Raw genomic sequence first — 1,071 nt, 5'->3', positions numbered from 1 at the left:
GAGGGTTGAAAATTAATTATTTTTTAGATCCAAAAAATATTCGTCAAGGTTTCGTAAACATTAATAAATAATATTAAGTAACAGTGACGACATGAGTCGAGTTATTGGCGATCATTTTTTGAAGAAGAATTGGAAGGGAAAATAATTCCCGCCTCGGCGGGAATTATAAAAAAGTGCATGAATAATGAGAAAAGAATACAGAAATAATAAAACTATTACTGCAATAGGTTCTTCAAAAAGTCCCCCTGCCTTTTCTTTAAGTTTATCCTCAACTTGATTTAGGCCAGCGCGTGCTGCAGCTTTACCGGAGTTTGCCACCAAAACATTCATAATTTGCTGAGTGATTTGATCGGGGCTTAACCCTGGGCCACCACTGCCAATATTAGTTAAGCGGATATTAGGTAACGGCACGGTTTTCTCTTTAGATTTTAATAACGGTGATATTACTTTCACCTGACCCTCTAAAATCTCTAAATCTTTAATAATAAATTTTTTCTGCTCTTTGGCCGCCGCCTTAGCGCCCTCTTGCTGCCCGGCATTTTCATTGCGATTTGTACGAGCTTTGTCTCCTTGCTTTTTGCTAGAAAAATAATTTTCAATATTTTTTTGAATTTGTTGAAGGTTAGACGAATTGCCTTTCATCTCATATAAAATATAAGGATTTTTAATCACAACTTTATTAAGGACAATCGTCTGTTTTGTCGCTGTATTTGGATCTAAACTCACAAGGACGCTTTTAAACGAGACTACATTACCACTGTCGTAGCCTGCAGGGTTACTCATAGTAAAGTTGCCCAAACTCACCTGACCTTCTTTTAGGCTTGTTTTCAGGCTGCCTAGTTTCACCGTGGTTGCCGTTGTTTCTGAGCCTATTTTTTCAACCGCACTTCTTAAAATGCTATCCATATGACTGAATAAAAAATAGCCACCAACAATTAACAGCAAAATTAATATCACAAAACCATAAAAAATTCTTTTTTCACCACGAGACACTCCCAGTGCTTAACCCTAGTTATAACGTATTGATAATAACAAATCGGCAGAAAAACATCAAAAACATAAACTCTCCCT

The 1,071-nt window shown here is 36.4% G+C and carries 1 protein-coding gene; it reads right to left on the bottom strand.

Features of this window, described 5'->3' with window-relative positions; translation table 11 throughout:
- Positions 1–111 precede the first annotated feature (111 nt).
- Positions 112–993 carry an AsmA family protein gene (locus tag BGC07_RS10910; RefSeq protein ID WP_069313142.1) on the bottom strand — a complete coding sequence of 294 codons (882 nt, stop codon included), beginning with the start codon at positions 991–993 and terminating at the stop codon, positions 112–114.
- Positions 994–1,071 lie beyond the last annotated feature (78 nt).

This window comes from Piscirickettsia litoralis, from assembly GCF_001720395.1.
GTDB lineage: Bacteria > Pseudomonadota > Gammaproteobacteria > Piscirickettsiales > Piscirickettsiaceae > Piscirickettsia > Piscirickettsia litoralis.
This window is presented reverse-complemented; position numbering and strand designations above follow the sequence as displayed.